Genomic DNA, 22,157 nt, shown 5'->3' on the forward strand with positions numbered 1-22,157 from the left:
GATCAGTGGCCGGGCGCGGTCTGGCGCCAGGCCTGGGAGCGGCGCAGCAGGCCGCGCGAGGCCCCGGCCAGCAGCAGCGAGACGGCGGCCGAGGTGAGCAGGATGAGGGTGGACATGGCGGCCGCGCCGCCGACGTTGCCGGCGTCGTCCATGTTCAGCACGGCGACGGCGGCGAGCACGCTGTCCGGGCTGTAGAGGAAGATCGCGGCGGACACGGTGGTCATGGCCGAAACGAACAGGTAGCGGACGATGTCCAGCAGCGCCGGCAGGCAGATGGGCACCGTCACCTTCAGGTAGTGGCGGTACAGCGGCATCTTCAGCGACAGCGCGGCGGCCTCGAACTCGCCGTCGAGCTGGCGCAGCGCGGTGCTGGCGGTCATCTGCGCGGTGGTGAGGAAGTGCGCGATGGAGCACACCACCAGCAGCGTCATGCTGCCGTAGAGGCCGTGCAGCGGGTTGGCCGGCAGGTTGAAGAAGAAGACGTAGCCCAGGCCCAGCACCAGGCCGGGTACCGCCATGGGCACGAAGCTGAGCAAGCGCAGCACCTGGTTCAGGGCGCGCTGGCCGTGGGTCTTCTCCATCAGCCAGGCACCGGTGAAGATCAGCGCGCCGCCGAACAGCGCGGTGCAGCTCGCCAGGGTCAGGCTGTTGCGGTACGCCAGCCAGCCGCCGCCGGCGGTTTCCTCGAAGGCGTAGTGACGCAGGGACAGTGACAGGTTGTAGGGCCAGAACTTCACCAGCGAGGAGTACACCGCCATGCCCAGCACCCCCAGCAGCACGGCGCAGACCAGCAGCACCAGGGCGAGGAAGCCGGCATCCCGCAGGCGCGAGGGCTTGGGCTGGTGGACCTGGGCGCGACCGCTCATGGCATCGCCCTGGCGCCGGCGCAGCCAGGCATCGACGCCGAAGCTGAGCAGCGCCGGCAGCAGCAGCACCATGCCGATCAGCGCACCGCGACCGAACTGCTGCTGCCCCACCACCGCCTTGTAGGCCTCCAGGGCCAGTACCTGGTAGTCGCCGCCCACCACCACCGGCACGCCGAAGTCGGTGATGGTCAGGGTGAACACCAGGCAGAAGGCGGCGAACACGGCCTGGCGCGTGGCCGGCCAGGTGATGCTGCGGAAGGCCTTCCAGGGCCCGGCGCCCATGCTGGAGGCGGCGTCGAACAGGCGGCCGTCGGCCAGGGACAGCGCCGAGATGAGGATCATCAGCGCATGGGGGAAGGTGTAGATGGCCTCGCCCAGGACGATGCCCCAGAAGCCGTAGATGTTGTCCGGCAGCCAGCCACGCAACAGCCCCTGGTTGCCGAACAGGTAGATCAGCGCGATGCCCGGCAGCATCGAGGGCGCCAGCAGCGGCAACAGGGAGATGCCGCGCCACAGCCCCTTGGCCGGGATCAGCGTGCGGGTCAGGGCGTAGGCGAACAGGTAGGCCACCGGCACCACCAGGGCGGCGACGCTGAGGGAAACCTTGAGGCTGTTGCCCAGCAGCCAGTGGAAGTTGGCGCTGGCCAGCAGCTCGCGGGCGGCCACCAGGCCACCGCCCTGCCCGGCTTCGCCGCTGAAGCCGCGCCAGAAGATGGCCGCCAGGGGCAGCACCACGGCGACGGCGAGGAAGGCCAGGAACAGGCACTTGCCGCCCTGGATGAACAGGCGGTCCCCCAGGTCGCCCGGGCGACGGCGGGCACTCTGCGGGAGGGCCAGGGTGCGCTCCATCAGGCGAACACCTGCAGGCTGCGGGACGGCAGCGCCACCCAGATGTCCGGCCCGCCGAGGCGCGGCATCTGCGCCGGGTCCAGCTCGGCCAGCAGCGGGTGGCCGGGCAAGGCGTCCAGCTCGAAACTCACCCGGCAGCGGTTGCCGAGGAAGGTGATCTCGCGCACCTGGGCGCGGAAGCGGTTGTCGTCGTCCTGGCCGGGCTCCACGGCGATGGCCTCGGGGCGGCAGAACAGCTGGCCACTGGCGCCCTCGCCCGCCTGCTCGGGCAGGCACAGGCGCAGGTCGCCGACCCGAGCATGGCGCCCGTCGCGGCCCTCGAACGGCAGCCAGTTGCCCTGGCCGACGAAGCTGGCGACGAAAGGCGTGGCCGGACGCCGGTAGATGGCTTCGGGTGTGTCGTACTGCTCGACCCGGCCGTGGTTCATCACCGCGATGCGGTCGGCCATGAGCATGGCCTCGTCCTGGTTGTGGGTGACCATCAGGGTGGTGATGCCCAGGCGCTTCTGCAGCTGGCGCAGCTCGGTGCACAGGTGCTCGCGGACGCGGGCGTCCAGCGCCGACATGGGCTCGTCCAGCAACAGCAGCGACGGCGACGGCGCCAGGGCACGGGCCAGGGCCACGCGCTGCTGCTGGCCGCCGGACAGCTGGCCGGGGTACTTCTTCTCGCTGCCGGTCAGGCCCACCAGTTCGAGCATCTGCGCCACGCGCTGGCGGGCTTCTTCACGGCTGGCGCCGGTGAGGCCGTAGGCGATGTTCTGCTCGACGCTGAGGTTGGGGAACAGCGCATAGGACTGGAACAGGATGCCGTAGTCACGGGCCTGGGGCGGCAGGTGGGAGATGTCCCGCCCGCCCATGCGCAGCACGCCGGCGTCCTGCCGCTCCAGCCCGGCGATGCAGCGCAGCAGCGTGGTCTTGCCACAGCCGGAGGGGCCCAGCAGGCACACCAGCTCGCCTTCGGCGATGTCCAGGGACACCCCGTCCAGGGCGGTGAAGCTGCCGAAGCGCTTGCGCACTTCGCAAGCCTGCAGATAGGGGGTGGCGGACATGACAGGACCTCGCAGAACACTGGCGCACCGTAGGAAGCGCGGTACGGCTCGACGAGGCTGATGCTAGGGAGCAAATGCGAAATCCATGTGGCGATAACCCCAAGCCCACCGATAGTGGCATTGGCGGATTTGGTATAGGCCAGCGCTCTGGTAGTGTGCGCAGCGGCCGGCGCAGCCGCGCCGGGACAGGCTTCAGGGCCTATCGATCCATGGAGAAGGAGACTCAGCATGCCGAACGAACACCGCCCCCGCCCCCAGCGCGCCGTTGTCCTGGCGCTGGCCGTCATGGCCCTCGGACTGGGTGGCTGCAGCACCCACCCGCCGGAGAAGAAGCAGGGCCAGATCCTGGCCGAGGCCCTGGCGAAAACACCGAACCCCACGCAGGCACGCGAGCTGGTCACCGTCTCCATCCCCAGCCACGGGGCCCTGGCAGACCAGTTGGCGATCGCCTCCGGCGGCGGTGCCAACGCCACTCAGTTGGCGGCGCTGCTGAGCCAGGTGGCGCGCTCGTCCACCCCGCGCGTTCTGGTCATCGGGGGTGCGCCGGCACTGGACGCCGCGGTCATGCAGGGGGCGCTGAAGGGCCAGCGACTCGAAGGCCTGCAGGTGATCTTCGCGGGGCTGCCGGAACAGGAGGCGGACATCGCCACGCTCGTCCGCGCTGCCGGCGCGCGTTTTGATTTCGTTTCGAGGCAGTAAGAGGCAAGACGGGGCTGGCATGCGACTGCCAGCCCCTGGTTGGAAAGCCCGGCCCCTGCAACAGGGACCGGGCGTGCGGGCTTAGAGCCGGTTGAGGCTGACGTTGTCCAGGTACAGCGACTGGTCGGCACGGGTGCTGAGCACCATCAGCTCCATGCGCCGGTAGGTTCCGGCCGGCACCTGGAAGCTCTGCTGCAGCTTGCCCCAGGCGCCGCCCTGGGTGTTCACCACGCCCAGGGACAGCAGCCGGCCGTTGCCGGCGGTGTCTTCCAGGTAGAGGTAGGCATAGGCCAGCGCGGCGATGCTGGTGGTGCGGCTCACCATCACGTCGGCGGCGAAGCGGTAGGACAGCCCCGGCTGCACCTTGCCGGCCAGGAGCAGGCTGGCGCCGGTGCCGTCGGCTTTGCGGGCGTACACCTCCAGAGACTTGCCGGTGGTTGCCAGGGCGGTCAGCCGGGTGCTGCCGTAGAAGCCCGCCCAGTCGCCGATGGCGCTGTCGAAGTTCCAGCTGAAGGCGGCCGGGGTCACCGGGGTGACGGGGTTGGTGGGGGTCACTTCGCTGAGCTCTACCTCATCCAGCAGCACGGCCAGGCGGTTGACGCTGACCAGGCCCAGGTAGGTGTTGCGGATGACGCTGGCCGGCGGCTGGTAGACGAAGGTGACGTCGATGGGAGTGAACTCGGTGCTGGTCACCGACTTGATCACGCCGTTGGCCGTGCTGTAGCTGATGCCGGCGTTCTCCTCGTGAACCATGCCCAAGTAGACGTTGCCGCGCACGTTGGTGCCCTTGAGCATCACCTTGGCCTTGAGCCGGTAGGTGGCGCCGACCTTCAGTGCGCCCACCGAGGTGGCCAACACATCGTCGCGGCCGGCCGGCAGCTCGAACTGCAGGGCGTCGTCACGGCAGGTCTTGCCGACGTTGAGGGTGCTGAGCTTGGCCAGGTTGAGCAGTGCCTTCCAGCCATCCAGGGTGCGGAATTCGCCGTTGGCCACCAGGCCCTTGAGCGCCGGTTTGTCGCACCAGGCCGTGGTGACCGGCGGGGTGGGCGTCGTCGGGGTGGTGGGTGTGGTCGGCGAGGTGGGGGTCGTGGGCGTAGTAGGCGTCGAGGTCGGGTTGACCGTCTCGGGCACCTTGGTCGGGCGCAGGGCGGCGATCTGCGCGGCCATGTCGTTCAGCGCCCGGGCGGCGTCGGCGAAGCTGGCACGGCCGCAGGCCTGGTTGGCGCAGGTGGTATCGACCACGTTAGGCGTGGAGAACAGCGGTGCCTGCACGGACGCGTTGAACACCTGGGGGTAGGCCATGATGGTGGAGAAGCGCCCCTGCACACCGTAGCCCCGGCCCCATTCGTAGGTGCCCTGGTGAATGCCACGGGCCAGGTAGGTGTAGTAGCCCTCGGTCTGGTCCTGCTCGTAGGAATGGCGCAGGCCCATGTTGTGGCCGATCTCGTGGGCCATGGTGCTCAGGCTGCAGTCCACCCCGGTGATGCCGTAGGCACTGGCCCAGGCACCGTTCTGGAAGGTGCCGCTGTTCTTCGGCCCGGAGAGCACGTAGCCAATGCCGCACACGCCATAGCCCTGCCCTACCTGGGTGCGGCTGATCAGCTGCACCACGTCGGCGCCGTAGGTCTCGCGCAGTTGCTGCACGCGCGGGTCGGCGGCGAAGGCGGAAAGGTCCTTGTCGGAGATGGTCGGGTAGCTGGCCCAGGTGAGCGGCTGGGCGTTGACCAGGCGCAGGCGCAGGTTGACGTTGCTTTTCTTGTAGGCGTTGTTGGCGAACTCGATGTAGCTGGCGATGCGGGCGTTCATGTCCCGCCCGTTGGGCAGGGCCTGGGCGTCCTTGGTGTAGAGCACCAGCAGGTCGACGGTGCGCGGTTCGGTGGTGGCGGCGTGGGTGAAGGGGGCCAGCAGGAGCAGGGCCAGGCAGGCGAGCAGTTTCTTCATGGTCATCGTTCCTGTAGCGCTCAGCCGCGGGTCGGCGGCGGGAGGGGCTGCAACGGCGTGGAATCGGGGGTCACGAGGGCGTCCGGGGTGGCACGCATCAGCAACTGGTTCTGGTCGGTCACCAGGGTGCTGCCGGTGGCGTTGTCCACCACCATGGACAGGGTCTGCTCACGGGTGGCGAGGGTGATGTGGGTCTCCAGCTGACCCTTCACCACGGTGAGGGTGTCTTCCGGCTGGCCGCCCTCCACCGGACCGCTCCAGACGGCAGCGCCGCCGGTGTTGTGGGTCTCGTCCAGCGTGGCGCGCAGCGGTGCCTGGCGGCCGGGCACGCCCAGTTGCAGGGTCTTGCCGACGGACAGCTCGCCCAGGGAGGTGGTTGCCACCTGGGTGCGGTAAAGGGTCATTTCCTGCTGTTGCTCGGGCACCAGGGAGTGGCTGTCCCAGAGTTCGACCAGGGTGTCGGCGGCGGCGTCCGCCACGAGCACCGTGGCGACGTGGGGTGCCGGCACCACGTTCACCGCAGCCGGCATCGGGCTGGCCGCCACGGGGGCGCCCGCCATGACCGGGGCGACGGGCAACGGAGCCGCCGGGGCTGCTGGCAATGGGGTGTGCTGGGTAACGGCCGGAGCCGATGGGGCATCGCGCAGGAGGACGGCGAAGGTGACACCTGATGTGACCAGGGCAACCGCCAGGTAGAGGAGCGTACGGGGCATGACCACCTTCCCATGTTTCACCCGGCACAGCCGGGTGGCAGCGAAACCACGGAAGAGCATCCCTGACGAACCGTGGAACAGGTTCGACCGTTGCGAGGGGTAACGGCCAGTTGTTCGATTTATTGACGCCGGAAAATTGATATCACAGTGCCTGCATCCGACATAAATACGCTTTCGCTATTAGCAAAGCGCTGGATCACACCATTGCGCTGCTGCCCCGTCTGCTGCCGATTTCTCGCCTCCTGAAGGACGTTGTACGGCGCGAAGAAAGTTGAACGCGTTCAACTTCCGCAAGTGAACCAACCACCACCTTAAACAGTTCCTCGATGGTCATCGGGATAATTGGGATTTCTCGCACATTGCTGGTTTGACAGCCTCGCCGCCAATCGTGGGTAATTGCGAAATCCGGCGGCATCCAACAGCAAACAGCTGATAACACGTCGCCATCATCGACGGAATTGTCAGACAAAACCCTTTGATTACAACAGGTTGTGAAGCATCCCAGTGCGTACCGCTTAACTTCCGCGCTATTCCCTTAGTTGGCTTCATGCAACTTAAGACGCTGGCAATCTGATAGTAAAAACGAACTTTTCAATTCAAACCGACACCGCACGTTTGAATAAGTAGCACCCACTTCATTTTTGAATTACTTCACCGGCTCAACCGAACAGCCCCTTGCGTCGTCATTGAATTCAATGGCCGGCCTTTGCCTGCCCGTTGACTGACCCCGCCTGCGCATCACGGACGTGCAGCGGCGGATCACGAAATACCCGGCCCGGACCGGGTGAAGAAGAAGGAGAACCCCCCATGCGGAAAACCTGGCTCTACTCGGCCGTCGCCCTGGTGACGGCCGGCACGACCCTCGCCGTCCTGCTCAAGGACGCGCCAGCACAAGGCGATCAGGCCCCGGTGACCTCGGCACCGTCCGACACCCGCCCGACCCCGTCGCCGTCCCTGGCAGACGCCGGCAACCTGCCGCAGGCCGCTGCCCCGGTCGCCGCCAAGGCCTCACCAGCCGCTCCGCAGAATGTACCCCCGGCCACCACCCTGGCCCTGTGGGCGCCTGACACCCTGCGGGCCGAAGAGCAGGACGGCATGACCGTCTACCACACCCGTACCTCCCCCGACCTGCTGGGCGCACTCGCCGTGGGCCGCACCCTGCAGCTGGGCGTACCGGGCCGCCAGGAGCCCCTGCGAGCCAAGCTGGACGAGACCCACAACACCGGCAGCACCGCCGTGTGGAGTGGCCCGGTGGAGGGCGGCAGCGACGCCGACACCCTGACCGTGGTGAAGGGCCAGCTGGAAACCCACATCACCCTCGCCACCCCCGAGCAGACCCTGTCCTTCGTGGTGGACAACGCCACCGGCGCCACCCAGGTGACCGACCAGAACGCGCTGCTGATGCGCGCCACGCCGGACCCGATCATCACCCCCGACGCCAAACAACTGCCTCCCCTGCCGCCGCCCGCCCAGGGCTGATCCTACAAGGAACGTCCCCCATGAAAAGACTCTTCATCGGTGCCCTGCTGGCCGTCGCCGTCCAGGCCGCCCATGCGGCCGAGCCGCGCACCGTCGACATCCTGGTGCTCTACACCAAGGACGCCCAGGCGCTGCCCAACGGCCGCGACATGGACGCACGCATCGCCAGCTACATCGAGTACGCCAACAACGCCTACAAGAAAAGCAACGTCGACCTGCGCCTGCGCCTGGTGCATCGCCAGCTGCTGGACTGGGCCAGCTACCCCACCGTCTCCAGCCGTGACCTGGCTGCCTTCGCCGCCGACAGCCGCGTGCAGCAGCTGCGCGAGACCTACGGTGCCGACGTGGTCCACCTGATCGGCCGCACCCAGGAAGGCCAGGGCTACGGCGTGTGCGGCATCGGCTATGTGCTCTCCGGGCCGAAGAACAGCGGCACCTTCAACTCCGGTTCCGCCAACAGCGCCTACGCCATCACCGGCGTCGACTGCAGCCTGAGCACCATGGCCCACGAGATCGGCCACAACATGGGCCTGCGCCACTCCTACGAGCAGGACCAGACCGAGGGCTACTACCAGTCCGACTGGCACCAGGGCACCTTCGAATGGAGCCGTGGCTACGGCGTGCAGGGTCAGTTCTCCACCATCATGGGCTACCCCCACGTGTTCAACGCCCGCGTCCAGGCCCCGCTGTTCTCCTCGCCGCGCGTGGTGGACAGCACCTGCGCCAACCAGGCCTGCGGCCAGGAGAACCACGCCGACGCAGCCCGTGCACTGAACGCCATGGCGGCACAGATCGCCGCCCTGCGCGCCACCAAGGTGCCGGAGACGCAGAACCCCACCAACCCGGGCACCCCCACCACCCCGCCGACCACGCCCCCGACCACACCGCCCACCACGCCGACCCCGGCCTGGTGCAACAAGCCGGCGCTCAAGGGCCTGGTGGCCAATGGTGAGTTCCGCACCGAGGAGGGCTGGCAGGCCCTGCTGGGCTATGCCACCACGAGCCTGGTGAACGTCGGCAAGACCTGCCGCGACAACGCCCTGCTGCTGGAACTGCCCAACGGCGGCAGCGACATCCTCGCCACCCCGGTCACCGCCCTGCGCGAAGGCGCCCGCTACCGCCTGCGTGCCAAGGTCATGCTCAAGGGCGCCAATGCACGCGGCAACCTCTACCTGGGCATCCTCCACGAGGCCAACGACCGCATCAGCTACAGCAGCGCCTCGGGCGTGACCCAGTCGGTGACCAGCAGCGAGTTCACCACCCTGGAACGCACCTTCACCTACACCCGCGCCCAGACCCCGCCGCGCACCACCTACGTCGGCCTGATCAGCCGCGACGGCCTGAGCGTGCTGGTGGATGAGGTGGAGCTGACCGAGGTGACCGAGCCGAAACCCACCACCCCGACCACCCCCACCGTCCCCTCGGCGCTGGCGTGGAACTTCGAGAACGGCGCGGCCGGCTGGGCCGGCTTCCACGGCACCACCCGCCTGGTGACCCTGGGTGGCAACACCGGCACCTCGCTGGAGAGCTACGCCCGCCTGTACGAAGGCAGCGGTGCCAGCATCCCGCTGCAGGGCAAGGTGCAGGGAGGCTTCGGCTACCGCCTGGCCGCCGACGTGATGATCGGCCGCAACGCCGCCATCAAGGGCCTCACCTACGGCTACCTGTACCTGGAAGACACTAGCGGCCAGGGTCGCTACCTGCCCCTGGGCATGAGCGGCACCGTGGGCGGCGCCTGGAGCCGCCTGCAGCAGGACGTGCAGATCCCCGCCGGCACCTACCGCCGCGTGGAGCTGCTGGTACTGGGCACCCGCAAGGACCAGTCCCTGTACCTGGACAACGTCAGCTTCAACCGGCTCTGAGCCACAGCCCCCGGCACTGCCGGGGGCTTTCCCTTCTGCGGGCCCGTCAGCGGCCCTCTTCGCAAGCCTCGCGCGCCAGGGCCATGAACGCGGCCGGCAGACGCGCCTGGCGGCGGTCCTTCAGGCAGTACAGGTACTCGTCGATCACCGGCGCGCCTTCCAGCTCCACCACCCGCAGTTCCGGGTTATCCGGTACTTCATGCCGCGCGATGATGCTGATGCCGATGTTGCGGATCACCGCCTCGCGGATGGATTCGCGGCTGCCGATCTCCAGCAACGGCCCCACGTCGATGCCCGCCTCCGCCAATAAGCGCTCGGTGATCTGCCGGGTGATCGAACCGCGCTCACGCATCAGCAGGTCATGGCCCCGCAGCGCCGCCACCTGCACCTGCCCAGCAGCGGCCAGGGGATGGCTGCGGTGCACCGCCAACACCAGCGGATCACGGCCGAGCAGCAGGCGCGTGAGGCGCGCATCCTCCACTGGCTGCGACGAGGCCGCCAGGTCCACCCGGTACTCGTCCAGCGCCTCCAGCACCTGCTGGGAGTTGCCGATCTCCACCGACACCTCGATCTGCGGGAAGCGCTCGCGGAAGCGCCGCACCAACCCCAGCACGTAGTACGGCGAGGTGGCGCCGATGCGCAGGGTGCCCTGCATCTGCCCGCTGTTGCGCAGGAAGAATTCGATGTCCGCCTCCTGTTGCAGCAGCTCGCGCACCATCGGCAACAGCCGCACGCCCTCCTCGCTCAGGGTCAGCCGCCGTCCGCCGCGGTGGAACAGCTCCACGGCGTAGCGGCTCTCCAGGTTGCGGATCTGGGTGGTGACGGTGGGCTGGCTCAGCCCCAGCTTCTTGGCGGCCTGGGTAATGCTGCCCAGGCGGGCGACCATGTGGAAGGCCTTGAGCTCGGCACAGAGCATGGGGAAAGGTTCCGGACTGCGGGAAGGCGCCGATTATAGGCACGAAGAGGGCGGGTTTCACCGCCGTTCAGGCCCAGCAGCCGCCCCCTGCCCCCGAGGCGGAGAGGTATGGATGGGCCGGGAATGCCAGCCCGGTCACACCGGCTAGCACACCCGTACTATTCAAGGCCGCCAAGTGCCTCCCTAGACTTCCGTCCACGGCGTCCAGGCCTGCCCTCGGCACCTTTGAAAACGCAGCCCGTTTTCAAAGGTGCCTCTGTGGGTCGCTCGCCCACGACCCGGCCCTGCTCCCCTACAGGGCCACTCCGCCCGCCCAACAAAGGAATGCCCGATGAACCTCCAAGGAATCGCCGCCGGCTTCGCGCTCGTTTCGGTCATTTTCACCACGTCCGGCTGCCTGCCGCAGAACACCCAGTCCCAGGGCCTGATGAACCAGGGCAGGCAGCCCACCCAGGTCGCCTCGGCGAACTCGCCCTGCACCCCCAACGCCGCAGCCGATCTGGTCTCCACCGGGCGCAGCCTGCTGGAACTGGGGACCACCCTGATGCAGACCAAGGCGAACATGGACAGCTCGCGCACCGGCTACTCGAACTACACCATGCAGGACGTGGAGAACGCCCAGAAGATCAAGCAAGGCCAGGACGTGCTGAACAACGTCGAAGCCATCACCGGCGGCCCGCAGGCGCCCTGCAGCTAAACGGCCTGCCAACCGCTTTCCCGTGGTTCGCGTACAGGGACGTACGTGACGCGGGGCTTTCCCCCTCCCCGAGCCGGGAGCCGGTGCGCACAGGCACCGGCCCTTCCCGCCCTTCGTCAGTGACGCTTGCCCAGCCCGGCCCGCGAGGCCAGCAGCCCAGGGCGATGCCCCGGCATCGGGCCGTCGCCGGACACGCCATTCACGCCCCCAGCCACCGGCCGGCGAGCCGACGGGCTGGAATGGAAGAGGTTGGATTCCGGCAGTTCGGGCCCGTCGCAGCCCAGCAGGAAGAGGTCCAGCAGGGCCAGTGCGGAAGAGCAGTCACGAGGCGTAGCCATGGTCGTTCTCCATGAGTCATTCAATCCGATGGAGCCATGCTGAACCTCCCATCGGCCCTTCCCTTGATCTGGATCATTTCCGCCGTTGCCACACCTGCGACAACCCGGCGCAGCCCGCTTCCCGCCAGGATTGATCCCGATCAATCGCGCACGCGACCAGGGGCGTAAACAGGAGCCATACGCCGCGCTCAACGCGCGCACCGGTTTCGAACCTGTATGGAGACATGCCCATGTCCGCGCTCAACACCGCGATTGCCCAGCCCGCCCAACCCCTGCCGCTGCACGTCGCGCCCCGTGGCGAGTACTGGATCGAGCCCCTGGAGGACGGCACCCACGTCCTGATCCGCCCGCTGCGCGAGGATGACCGCGAGCGCGAGCGCGCCTTCATCAACCGCCTGTCGCCCGAGGCACGCCACAACCGCTTCCTCGGCGAATTCCGCGAAGTGGCGCCTTCGCTGCTGCAGCAATTGATGGACGTGGACGACCACGACCGCGTGGCCCTGGTCGCCCTGGCTCACGTGGACGGTGAACTGCTGGAAGTCGGCATCAGCCGGTATGCACGGGTCAGCGATGAGAAAGGCGAGTTCGCCGTCACCGTGGCGGATGAGTGGCTGCGCCGTGGCCTGGGCAGCGTCCTGCTGCGCCACCTGATCGAAGCCGCCAAGCGCAATGGCATTCGCGGCCTCTACTCCATCGACTCGGCCAGCAACGCCGGCATGCGCGGGCTGGCCCGCCGCTTCGGCATGCAGCGCCGCCGTGACGAGGACGACCCCACCCAGGTGGTGCACAAACTCGCCCTCTGACACCCCCGCCTACCTGCAAGCCCCGGCCCCGTGCCGGGGCTTTGCTTTTCCGGGCGACGCACTCGGCGCCCTGGCGATCAGATAAATCTGAAAACGCCGCATCTTCCTTGAGTGCGCCTACGGGCCCTCGCTAGAGTCGCCCGCCACGACGGTCAACCTGTGAACGGGTTCACACATGAACGTGCAGCGCCCCCGTTCCGGCTGACCTCCCGGACCATTCCGACCAGCCAGAGGCCTGACAAAAGGCCCAGACAGGACACCCGCCATGCGTACCCAATGGACCTCCCCGGCTGCCGCAGCCGACCGCTACCCGGAGCCCGCCGATGCCTGACGCCACCTTGCTTCCCCGGCCCCACCAGGACCTGCTGCTGCGGGATATACGCGCGCCTGAGCAGACCCTGTTCGACGCCGCGCCCCTGAACGACCCGCTGCGTTTCCCCACCCTGGAGGACTTCTCCGACGAGGTGCTGGACGTGCGCCGGGATTCCCCGCCGGAAGCCTGCCGTGACCTCGGCAACTACCGCCTGGTGCAGGCCACCCATCTGGTGCAGCGCATCCGCGACGAGCTGGAGGCCTACGGCAACCCCCATGCGGCTCACCAGCGTGAACGCCTGCTGTCGGGGCTGGAGGCCCTGCTGATGGACGCCTACCTGATGTTCGCCCGCAGCCAGCCCGGCATCGCCCCGCCACCGCGCAAGCCGGTGGCCTGAGGTACAACGCGGAGCCGCGAGGCTCCGCGCTCACGAACGCAGCATCACCGAGCGCAGGCACTTTCGTAGAGGGCCTAGAGGCTCCGCGCAATCACCATCCGCTGCACATCCGACGTCCCCTCGTAGATCTGGCACACCCGCACGTCGCGGTAGATGCGTTCCACCGGGAAGTCCTTCAGGTAGCCGTAGCCCCCCAGGGTCTGGATGGCCGCCGAGCACACCTCTTCCGCCATTTCCGAAGCGAACAGCTTGGCCATGGAAGCTTCCGTCAGGCAGGGCATGCCCGCTTCGCGCAGGCTGGCGGCGTGGTGGACCATCTGCCGCGCCACGGCGATGCGGGTGGCCATGTCCGCCAGGCGGAAGGCCACCGCCTGGTGCTCGATGATCGGCTTGCCGAAGGTCTTGCGCTCGTGGGCGTAGTCCCGCGCCGCCTCGAACGCGGCCCTAGCCATGCCCACCGACTGCGCAGCGATGCCGATGCGCCCGCCCTCCAGGTTCGACAGCGCGATGCGGTAGCCCTCGCCCTCCTCGCCCAGGCGCAGGGCGGCGGGGATGCGCACGTCATCCAACTGGATCTGGCAGGTGTCCGAGGCGTGCTGGCCGAGCTTCTCCTCCACCCGCACCACCTGATAGCCAGGGGTGTCGGTGGGGACGATGAAGGCACTGATGCCCTTCTTGCCGGCCTGGGGGTCGGTCACGGCAAAGACGATCACCACCCCCGCATGGCTGCCGGAGGTGATGAACTGCTTGGCGCCGTTCAGCACGTAGTGATCGCCGTCGCGCCGGGCACGGGTGCGCAGGTCGCTGGCATCGGAGCCGGCCTGGGGCTCGGTGAGGGCGAAGGCGCCGATCATCCGTCCTTCCGCCAGTGGCCGCAGGAAGCGGGCCTTCTGCTCCTCGCTGCCGAACTTGAGGATGGGCATGCAGCCCACCGAGTTGTGCACGCTCATGATGGTGGAGCAGGCGCCATCACCGGCGGCGATCTCCTCCAGGGCCATGGCGTAGGCCAGGTGGCCGGTAGCCGCCCCGCCCCATTCTTCCGGCACCAGCATGCCGAGGAAGCCCAGCTCGGCCATCTCGCGGATGGCCTCGACGGGGAAGCGGTGCTCGCGGTCCCAGTCGGCCGCGAAGGGCTTCAGCCGCTCCTGGGCGAACTGGCGGGCCACGTCGCGGATCTGGATGTCGTCTTCGGAGGGAATCATGACGGGCTCCTTCAGCCGATGAGTTCGAGGGCCACGGCGGTGGCTTCACCGCCACCGATGCACACCGAGGCCACGCCGCGCTTCAGGCCGTACTGGCCCAGCGCATTGAGCAGGGTCACCAGCACCCGCGCGCCGGACGCCCCGATGGGGTGCCCCAGGGCGCAGGCGCCGCCGTGGACGTTGATGCGGTCGTGGGCGATGTCCAGGTCACGCATGGCCACCATGGGCACCACGGCGAAGGCCTCGTTGACCTCGAACAGGTCCACCTCCGACAGGCTCCAGCCGGTGCGCACCAGCAAGCGCTGGATGGCGCCCACCGGCGCGGTGGTGAACAGGTTGGGCGCGTGGGCGAAGGACGCATGGCCGGCAATCCGGGCCAGGGGCGTGAGGCCGCGCTTCTCCGCTTCGGACTGGCGCATCAGCAGCAGCGCGGCGGCACCGTCGGAGATGGAGCTGGCATTGGCCGCCGTCACCGTGCCGCCGTCGCGGAAGGCCGGCTTCAGGGTCGGGATCTTCTCCAGGCGCGCCTTGGGCGGCTGCTCGTCCTGATCGACGGTGCGGGTCTCGCGGCCGGTCCTGGCCTCCACGGCGACGATCTCGGCGGCGAAGCGCCCCTCGCTCATGGCCTTCTGCGCACGGGTCAGGGAGACGATGGCGAAGGCGTCCTGCTGCTCGCGGGTGAAACCGTAGGCCTGGGCGCAATCCTCGGCGAAGGTGCCCATCAGGCGGCCCTTGTCGTAGGCGTCCTCCAGGCCGTCGAGGAACATGTGGTCGAGCACCTTGCCGTGGCCCATGCGGTAGCCGGAGCGGGCGCGCTCCAGCAGGTACGGCGCGTTGGACATGCTCTCCATACCGCCAGCCAGCACCACGTCGGCGCTGCCGGCGGCCAGCAGGTCGTGGCCCAGCATCACCGCCTTCATGCCCGAGCCGCACATCTTGTTGACCGTGGAGCAGACCACGCCGGCCGGCAGCCCGGCACCGAGCGCGGCCTGGCGTGCCGGCGCCTGGCCCTGGCCGGCCTGCAGCACGCAACCGGTAATGACTTCGTCCACGGCGTCGGCGGCCAGTCCGGCGCGCGCCAGGGCCGCGCGGTTGGCGGCGGCGCCGAGCTGGGCGGCGGTCATGTCCTTGAAGTCGCCGAGGAAGCCGCCCATGGGGGTGCGGGCGGCGCTGACGATCACGATGGGGTCACGGTTCATGGGGTTCTCCTTACTTGGCTGCCATGCGGATGGCGCCGTCGAGGCGGATCACCTCGCCGTTGAGCATCACGTTCTCGATAATGTGGCGCACCAGCGCCGCGTATTCCGCCGGGCGCCCCAGGCGCGGCGGGAACGGCACCGAAGCGCCCAGGGAATCGCGCACCTCCTGGGGCATGGCGGCCATCATCGGCGTCTCGAAGATGCCGGGGGCGATGCACATCACGCGGATGCCCGAGCGCGCCAGGTCACGGGCGATGGGCAGGGTCATGGCGGCCACACCGCCCTTGGAGGCGGAATAGGCCGCCTGCCCCATCTGCCCGTCGAAGGCCGCCACCGAGGCGGTGTTGATGATCACCCCGCGCTCGCCCTCGGCATTGGGTTCGGCGGCGGCCATGGCCTCGGCGGCCAGGCGCAGCATGTTGAAGCTGCCGATCAGGTTCACCTCGATCACCCGGCGGAAGCTCTCCAGGCCGTGGGCGCCGTTGCGGCCCACCACCTTCTCCGCCGGGGCGATGCCGGCGCAGTTGACCAGCCCGTGCAGGCCGCCGAAGGCCTCCTTGGCGGTGGCAACGGCCTGGCGGGCGTCGTCCTCGCGGGTGATATCGGCACGGACGAAGCGCGCGCTCGCGCCCAGCTCCTCGGCGGCGGCGACCCCGGCATCGGCATTGATGTCCACCAGCACCACGCGGCCGCCCTGCCCCACCAGCTCGCGGGCGGTGGCCAGGCCGAGGCCGGAACTGCCGCCGGTCACCAGGAATACGGATTGTTCGATACGCACGTTGTGTTCTCCTCGAATCAGTGGGCAGCGGCCTGGGCCTTGGCGATCTCCTGGTTGCGCAGGAGGAAGCGCTGGATCTTGCCGCTGGGGGTCTTGGGCAGTTCCGCGACGAATTCGATCTCGCGGGGGTAGGCATGGGCCGAGAGGCGCTTGCGCACGTACTGCTGCAGCGCTTCGGCCAGGGGTTCATCCGGCACGTGGCCGGCGTGCAGCACCACGAAGGCCTTCACCACCTCGGTGCGCTCCGGGTCGGGCTTGCCGATCACTGCCGCTTCGATCACCGCCGGGTGCTCGATCAGCGCGCTCTCCACATCGAACGGGCCGACCCGGTAGCCGGAGGTGGTGATCACGTCGTCGGCACGTCCGACGAAACTGATGCTGCCGTCCTCGTTCAGCTCCACGGTGTCGCCGCTCAGGTAGTAGTCGCCGACGAAGGCGCGGGTCTGCATGGCGCGGTAGCCGGGGAACCAGAACAGCGGCGAGCGCACCCGGTCCAGCGCGAGGATGCCCGGTTGGCCGGCCGGCAGCTCGCGGTGCTGCTCGTCCAGCACCACCACACGGTGGCCGGGCATGGCGAAGCCGGCAGCGCCCAGGCGCACCGGGTGCTCCAGGGCGTGGTGGTTGCACAGCACCATGCCCAGCTCGGTCTGCCCGTAGTGGTCATGGATGGTGCAGCCCAGGCCCTCGGCGAACCAGCGGATCACCTCCGGCGTCAGCGGCTCGCCGGCGCTGCTCACCGCCCGCAGCCGGCCCTTCAGGGCGGCTTCCACCTCGTCGCGGGCGGCCAGCAACAGGCGGAAGGCCGTGGGCGATCCCGCCAGGTTGGTGATGCCGTACTCGCGGATCACCCGGCAGGTGCTCTCAACCGTGAAGCCGCCCTCGAAGAAAGTGGTGGCGTGCCCCATGGCCAGCGGACCGGTCACGGCGTAATAAAGGCCGTAGGCCCAGCCGGGATCGGCAAGGTTCCAGAAGCGGTCCTCGGGGCGCAGGTCCACCGCGTCGCGCATGTAGCTGACGAACGCGGGAATCGCCTTCAGCGGCACCTCCAGCGGCTTGGCCAGGCCGGTGGTGCCGGAAGTGAACATCAGCAGGAAGGGGTCCTCGGCCCGGCGCAGCACCGGCTCGAAGGCAGTCGCCTGGCGCTCCAGCTCCGGCCAGAAGTCATCGCCCACCGTCAGCACCGGCGGCGCGTTCTCCACCTCATCCAGCTTGCTGCGGTTGCCCAGGTCGGTGACCACCAGCTTCGACCCGGCGCTGTGTACCCGGTGCTCGATGGCCTTGGGCCCGAAGGCAGTGAACAGCGGCTGGTAGACGGCCCCCGCGCGCCAGGTGCCGAGGATGGTGATGAGCAGCTCCGGCGTGCGCGGCAGCATGCCCGACACGCAGTCACCCGCGCCGATGCCCCGGCTGGCCAGCAGGTTGGCGAAGCGGGCGGAGGCCGCGCGCAGCTCACCGAAGGTCCAGCGCGCCCGCTGGCCATCACGGCCCTCCCACACCAGCGCCAGGGCCTCCGGCGGGTGGCGGTCGCAGCATTCGATGCAGGCGTTGAGCGCCGCCGGATCACCGGCCAGCCCGGCCCAGGCGGCGTCGAGGTCGAAGGAATGGGCAGCCGAGAAGTAGTCGCGCATGGGTAACTCCGTCTTGTTCTTGTGGGGGAGCGTGGGCGGATGATCCGGCGCACCTGCAGCACGGGCAATGTCGAAAGCCACCGATCAGGGCGAGCGTTTTTGACAACCCGCACTTGCAAGAATCCCTACAGCGGTACCAGACGCGCCTGATGGAACCGTCTTAATACAAGCTGTCAGGCTCCGTCCTCCCAGTTCCAATGGACGGAGCCCCGCATGTTCAACCCCGCCAACCAGGCGCACTTCAGCCTCGATATCGAAGGCGCCACCCCTGACTTCAAGGTCCTCGCCTTCACCGGCCACGAAGCCCTCAACCAGCCCTTCCGTTTCGACATCGAACTGGTCAGCGAGCGCAGCCGCCTCGACCTCGAAAGCCTCCTGCACAAACCCGCCTTCCTCGCCTTCACCCCCGACGGGCGCGGCGTCCACGGGCAGGTCTTCGGCATCGCCGTCGGCGAGATCGGCAACCGCCTCACCCACTACCACCTGACCCTCGTCCCCCGGCTCGCCTACCTCGCCCTGCGCCACAACCAGCGCATCTTCCAGCACCTCAGCGTCCCGCAGATCATCGGCCAGGTCCTCGAAGACCACGGCATCCTCGCCGACGCCTACAGCTTCCGCCTCGGCCCCAAGGCCCCGCCGCCTCGGGACTACTGCACCCAGTACGACGAAAGCGACCTGCACTTCATCAGCCGCCTCTGCGAAGAAGAGGGCCTGCACTTCCACTTCGAACACCAGAGCGACAACCACCTGCTGGTCTTCGGCGAAGACGCCAGCGCCTTCCCCAAGCTCGGCCGCCCCGTCGCCTATCTCGCCAACACCGGCCAGGTCGCCGACGAACCCGTCATCAAACGCTTCGGCCTGCGGATGGAAGCCCGCACCCTGCGCGTCACCCGCCGCGACTACTTCTTCGAGAAGCCCAGGCTGCTGATGGAAGCCGCCCACACACCCCAGGACGACCTCCCTCAACCCGACCTCGAAGACTACGACTACCCCGGCCGCTTCACCGACCGCGACCGAGGCCGCCGCCTCGTCCGCCAGGCCCAGGAACGCCACCGCCGCGACTACCGCCTCGCCGACGGCGACAGCGACGAACCACGCCTGGTCAGCGGCCACCTGCTCAACCTCACCGACCACCCCAAGCACGAGTGGAACGACCTCTGGCTGATCACCGCCCTCCACCACGAAGGCAGGCAGCCCCAAGTGCTGGAAGAATTCGCCTCCATCGACGGCGTTGTGAAAAGCGCCAAAGGCGCCCTGCTCGGCGCCGCACAAAAAGCCCTCGGCGTCCCACTGCCCAGCGCCAGCGAACCCGCAACCCCCGACGGCGACTTCAAACAGGGCTACCGCAACCGCTTCCAGGCCATCCCCTGGGACGTCCCCGCCCGGCCCGACCTCAAGCACCCCAAGCCCCGAGTCCTCGGCAGCCAGACCGCCGTCGTCACCGGCCCCAAGGGCGAAGAAATCCACTGCGACCGCCACGGCCGCATCAAGGTCCAGTTCCACTGGGACCGCGAAGGCCAGGCCGACGAACACACCAGTTGCTGGCTCCGCGTCGCCAGCAGCTGGGCTGGTAACGCCTACGGCGCCATCGCCATCCCCCGCATCGGCATGGAAGTGCTGGTCACCTTCCTCGAAGGCGACCCCGACCAACCCCTCGTCACCGGCTGCCTCTACCACGGCGTCCACCAGCCGCCCTACGAACTGCCCGCCCACAAGACCCGCACCCTGCTCAAGACCGACAGCAGCCCCGGCGGCGGGGGCTACAACGAACTGCGCATCGAAGACCGCAAGGGCCAGGAACAGATCTACATCCACGCCCAGCGCGACTGGGACGAAAACATCGAACACGACCAGAAGATCCGCGTCGGGAACCAGCGCCACGACCGGGTGGAAGGCAGCGTCTACAGCGAATTCCTCGGCGAGCAGCACCACACCCTGCACAAGGACCGCAAGACGGAACTGAAGCTGGATGACCACCTCACCGTGGGCAACGAGCAGCACATCCGCATCGGCAGCAACCGGCTCGTGGAAGCCGGGCAGGAAATCCACCTCAAGGCCGGGCAGAAGCTGGTGATCGAAGCCGGCATGGAACTGACCCTCCAGGCCGGCGGCAGCTTCATCAAGCTCGACCCCGGCGGCATCACAGTCAGCGGCCCGCTGGCCAAGCTCAACGCCGGCGGGGCGCCGGGCAAGGGCAGCGGCCTGAAAGCCCTCGGCCCCTGGCTGCCGGCCTCCGCCGCCCTGGCCATGGCCGGCAACCGCCTCAACACGGCGCAACCTTCGGCGCTGGCCAAGCGCCTGCAGGAGGCCGCCGAGCTGGAAGAGGAGGAGGAAGAAGAGGAACTGGAAGCCACGGAAACCGGCATCACCCTGCGCATCGCCCTGTTCTTCGACGGCACCGGCAACAACCTCGGCAACTCCGCCCTCACCGCCCAGTGCCAGCGCGACGACCGCGAGCTGTACGACGCACAGAGCCTCGGCAGCCTGGTCGAGCACTGCAAACGCTACGGCTTCAAGGACATGAGCCCGGAGGGGCTGTTCGAAACGGCGCCGGACAACAGCTACGGCAATGCGGCGAGTAATGTGGCGTTGCTGTATCGGCTGTACCGGGACAACACCACCATTCCTGTGGAACCAGATGCACGCCTGGGTTACGTGCCGGTCTACCTCGAAGGCATCGGCACAGAGAGTGGCAGCCGGGACAATCTCTACAGCCAGGCGACTGGTCAGGGTTCATCAGGCGTAACCGCCCGAGTCCAGCAGAGCCCCAGCCTGATCGAAGAACAGATCAAGCGCTTCAACGGAACCAATCCTGACACCAAGATCCGCACCCTGGAATTCGACATCTTCGGCTTCAGCCGGGGCGCCGCCTCCGCGCGGCACTTCGCCAACGAAGTACTCAAGCCCGAGGGCGGCGTGCTGGCCCAGGTGCTGGGGCTCGCCCGTCTCGGCCTGCCGCAGGACTTCGACTGGGCCCGGGATGTGCTGATCAACTTCATCGGGCTGTTCGACACCGTGGCTGCCATCAACGCCCCGCTCGAGGGCGACTTTTCGGTCAACGACTACAACCCCGGCGTCAACCTCTACCTGCCGGCCGGTTGCGCCCGCAAGGTGCTGCACATCACCGCGCGGGATGAAAAGCGCTGGCAGTTCGCCCTCAATCGGGTGTTCCCGGGGCATGAGGAGCTGGCGCTGCCGGGCGTCCACTCCAATATCGGCGGCGGCTACCGCCCGCAGCAGACCGAGCGCCTGCTGCTCACAAAGCCGGAAGTCACGGTGGTCACGCCCCGTCGCCCCCTGGAGCACAGCCCGGCCTGGCAACGGGCCTTGAAGGAAGCCGACCGCCTCATGGACCGTGGCCTGCCAGGCAGCGGCGAGCTGAGCCCCATCGCCTGGCGCGCGGCCCAGCCCAAGTATGAACGGAGCATGGTGCCCAGCGAGCGCTGGATGGTCGCCGTGGCCATGGACCGCACGGTCTACGGCGACCTGTCGAAGGTTGCGCTGCGGGCCATGCATGAAGCGGCACTGAAACACGAGGTGCCTTTAGAACCGATTGATGACAGCGACTCGCGTTTTACTCTGCCGGAGGACCTTGCCCCCATTGCTGACAAGCTACTCGCCTACGCCCGTGGTGCCAGCAGTCGCCTGACCTTGGAAGAAGAACGCCACCTGCTGGGCCGCTACATCCACACCTCCGCCCACTGGGTGCCAACTGCCGGCCTGCTGCTCAACAAACCGGCCAATCGACGGCTGGCCTACAACCAACGACCTCAAGAGGGTTATCCGGAATGATCTTGCGACTGATCGTTGTCCTTCTGCTGCCCCTACCCCTGAGCGGCTGCGCGAGTGGCGGCCCTAAGCTCCCCTATCCCACTTGGTACATCGGGCTCGGCGCACCTCGCTATATGGAAGCCCGGGTTGAAAGCGTGGACGTGGTCGACCGCCGTAACCTGGCATTTGAGGGCGTTCATGGTGGCGTGGTGGCCTACAACAACCGGACAGAGGGTTGGTGGGAAGGGGGCGGCAAGATGATGCCCATCAACAACGTCGACCTGCCCAATATCATCTTCGTGCGCTGGCAATCCCTGGTGGAGCCTCAGGTCTACAAGTTGCGCATTGATATCCCGGAGTGGGTGCGGGAGGAGATGGTCAAGCCACAGCGCACGGTCTGCGTCCATTCCACCGTAGAAGAAACCCAATACCGCAAAGATATTTCCCTCGGTCTCGCACCTGGCGGCATCGTCAAGGTCTGGGTGGGAGGGCCCTGCCTCAAAGCCAAAGAGGTTGGCCGTTTCGTTGGTGTAGTCGAACCCAGGGGCACGCACAAAGGGTACAGAGGAGGACACTTCACCCTGAAGCCAAGCGAAGCTGCACGCGCCTATATCGAGCAGCACGGGATTCCGTATGACTCCTGGTAAGACATTTCCC

18 protein-coding genes are annotated in these 22,157 nt (G+C 68.0%); 8 read left to right on the forward strand and 10 right to left on the reverse strand.

The genetic code is table 11. The annotated features are described in order from the left end of the window. Nucleotides 1-2 precede the first annotated feature (2 nt). Together FBY21_RS05645 and FBY21_RS05650 are read right to left on the reverse strand one after the other, a co-directional pair. Nucleotides 3-1,715: a putative 2-aminoethylphosphonate ABC transporter permease subunit gene (locus FBY21_RS05645; RefSeq protein WP_142009308.1), complete on the reverse strand. Its 1,713-nt coding sequence runs from the start codon at nt 1,713-1,715 to the stop codon at nt 3-5. Further along, nucleotides 1,715-2,764 carry a putative 2-aminoethylphosphonate ABC transporter ATP-binding protein gene (locus FBY21_RS05650; RefSeq protein ID WP_044403140.1) on the reverse strand — a complete coding sequence of 350 codons (1,050 nt, stop codon included), beginning with the start codon at nt 2,762-2,764 and terminating at the stop codon, nt 1,715-1,717. Before FBY21_RS05650 ends, FBY21_RS05645 begins: the two co-directional genes overlap by 1 nt. Nucleotides 2,765-2,992: 228 nt before the next feature. Here FBY21_RS05650 and FBY21_RS05655 point away from each other — a divergent pair, with 228 nt between their 5' ends. Further along, nucleotides 2,993-3,463 (forward strand): hypothetical protein, encoded by a 471-nt coding sequence (locus FBY21_RS05655; protein WP_142009311.1) that lies wholly within the window; start codon nt 2,993-2,995, stop codon nt 3,461-3,463. Between the two features lie 81 nt (nt 3,464-3,544). On the opposite strand, the gene FBY21_RS05660 is transcribed toward FBY21_RS05655, so the two are convergent. Both FBY21_RS05660 and FBY21_RS05665 read right to left on the reverse strand, forming a co-directional pair. Continuing rightward, nucleotides 3,545-5,404 (reverse strand): zinc-dependent metalloprotease family protein, encoded by a 1,860-nt coding sequence (locus FBY21_RS05660; RefSeq protein ID WP_160158568.1) that lies wholly within the window; start codon nt 5,402-5,404, stop codon nt 3,545-3,547. A 20-nt stretch (nt 5,405-5,424) separates the two neighbouring features. Further along, nucleotides 5,425-6,117, reverse strand: a complete 693-nt coding sequence (locus FBY21_RS05665) for a hypothetical protein (protein WP_142009316.1) — start codon at nt 6,115-6,117, stop codon at nt 5,425-5,427. A gap of 807 nt (nt 6,118-6,924) precedes the next feature. On the opposite strand from FBY21_RS05665, the gene FBY21_RS05670 reads away from it, so the two are divergent. Together FBY21_RS05670 and FBY21_RS05675 are read left to right on the forward strand one after the other, a co-directional pair. Further along, entirely contained in the window at nt 6,925-7,596 is a 672-nt protein-coding gene (locus FBY21_RS05670; RefSeq protein WP_142009318.1) for a hypothetical protein, read from the forward strand. A 20-nt stretch (nt 7,597-7,616) separates the two neighbouring features. Further along, complete coding sequence (locus FBY21_RS05675) at nt 7,617-9,458, forward strand: zinc-dependent metalloprotease family protein (RefSeq protein WP_142009321.1); 1,842 nt, start codon at nt 7,617-7,619, stop codon at nt 9,456-9,458. Nucleotides 9,459-9,504: 46 nt separating this feature from the next. On the opposite strand, the gene FBY21_RS05680 is transcribed toward FBY21_RS05675, so the two are convergent. After that, nucleotides 9,505-10,374, reverse strand: a complete 870-nt coding sequence (locus FBY21_RS05680; RefSeq protein ID WP_142009323.1) for a LysR substrate-binding domain-containing protein — start codon at nt 10,372-10,374, stop codon at nt 9,505-9,507. A gap of 331 nt (nt 10,375-10,705) precedes the next feature. Here FBY21_RS05680 and FBY21_RS05685 point away from each other — a divergent pair, with 331 nt between their 5' ends. Continuing rightward, the gene (locus FBY21_RS05685) at nt 10,706-11,071 is read left to right on the forward strand and encodes a hypothetical protein (protein ID WP_044410320.1); all 366 of its coding nucleotides are present in this window, start codon (nt 10,706-10,708) and stop codon (nt 11,069-11,071) included. Nucleotides 11,072-11,187: 116 nt separating this feature from the next. Here FBY21_RS05685 and FBY21_RS05690 read toward each other — a convergent pair whose 3' ends face one another. After that, complete coding sequence (locus tag FBY21_RS05690) at nt 11,188-11,409, reverse strand: hypothetical protein (protein ID WP_044410317.1); 222 nt, start codon at nt 11,407-11,409, stop codon at nt 11,188-11,190. 230 nt (nt 11,410-11,639) lie between these two features. Here FBY21_RS05690 and FBY21_RS05695 point away from each other — a divergent pair, with 230 nt between their 5' ends. Both FBY21_RS05695 and FBY21_RS05700 read left to right on the forward strand, forming a co-directional pair. After that, the gene (locus FBY21_RS05695; protein WP_409563788.1) at nt 11,640-12,212 is read left to right on the forward strand and encodes an N-acetyltransferase family protein; all 573 of its coding nucleotides are present in this window, start codon (nt 11,640-11,642) and stop codon (nt 12,210-12,212) included. A gap of 323 nt (nt 12,213-12,535) precedes the next feature. Continuing rightward, entirely contained in the window at nt 12,536-12,922 is a 387-nt protein-coding gene (locus FBY21_RS05700) for a hypothetical protein (RefSeq protein WP_142009328.1), read from the forward strand. A 74-nt stretch (nt 12,923-12,996) separates the two neighbouring features. On the opposite strand, the gene FBY21_RS05705 is transcribed toward FBY21_RS05700, so the two are convergent. From FBY21_RS05705 to FBY21_RS05720, 4 genes are read right to left on the reverse strand one after another with little or no spacing between them, the layout of a single operon-like run. Continuing rightward, nucleotides 12,997-14,124: an acyl-CoA dehydrogenase family protein gene (locus FBY21_RS05705; RefSeq protein ID WP_142009331.1), complete on the reverse strand. Its 1,128-nt coding sequence runs from the start codon at nt 14,122-14,124 to the stop codon at nt 12,997-12,999. A gap of 11 nt (nt 14,125-14,135) precedes the next feature. After that, entirely contained in the window at nt 14,136-15,323 is a 1,188-nt protein-coding gene (locus tag FBY21_RS05710) for an acetyl-CoA C-acyltransferase (protein ID WP_142009334.1), read from the reverse strand. 10 nt (nt 15,324-15,333) lie between these two features. Next, nucleotides 15,334-16,101: a 3-hydroxyacyl-CoA dehydrogenase gene (locus tag FBY21_RS05715; RefSeq protein ID WP_142009336.1), complete on the reverse strand. Its 768-nt coding sequence runs from the start codon at nt 16,099-16,101 to the stop codon at nt 15,334-15,336. 17 nt (nt 16,102-16,118) lie between these two features. Further along, nucleotides 16,119-17,729 (reverse strand): acyl-CoA synthetase, encoded by a 1,611-nt coding sequence (locus tag FBY21_RS05720; protein WP_142009339.1) that lies wholly within the window; start codon nt 17,727-17,729, stop codon nt 16,119-16,121. Nucleotides 17,730-17,942: 213 nt separating this feature from the next. On the opposite strand from FBY21_RS05720, the gene tssI reads away from it, so the two are divergent. Further along, nucleotides 17,943-21,521 carry a type VI secretion system tip protein TssI/VgrG gene (tssI, locus tag FBY21_RS05725; protein WP_142009340.1) on the forward strand — a complete coding sequence of 1,193 codons (3,579 nt, stop codon included), beginning with the start codon at nt 17,943-17,945 and terminating at the stop codon, nt 21,519-21,521. Continuing rightward, nucleotides 21,518-22,147 (forward strand): DUF2931 family protein, encoded by a 630-nt coding sequence (locus FBY21_RS05730; RefSeq protein ID WP_142009342.1) that lies wholly within the window; start codon nt 21,518-21,520, stop codon nt 22,145-22,147. The genes tssI and FBY21_RS05730 overlap by 4 nt, the downstream gene beginning before the upstream one ends. Nucleotides 22,148-22,157 lie beyond the last annotated feature (10 nt).

This window comes from Pseudomonas sp. SLBN-26 (genome assembly GCF_006715895.1).
GTDB lineage: Bacteria > Pseudomonadota > Gammaproteobacteria > Pseudomonadales > Pseudomonadaceae > Metapseudomonas > Metapseudomonas otitidis.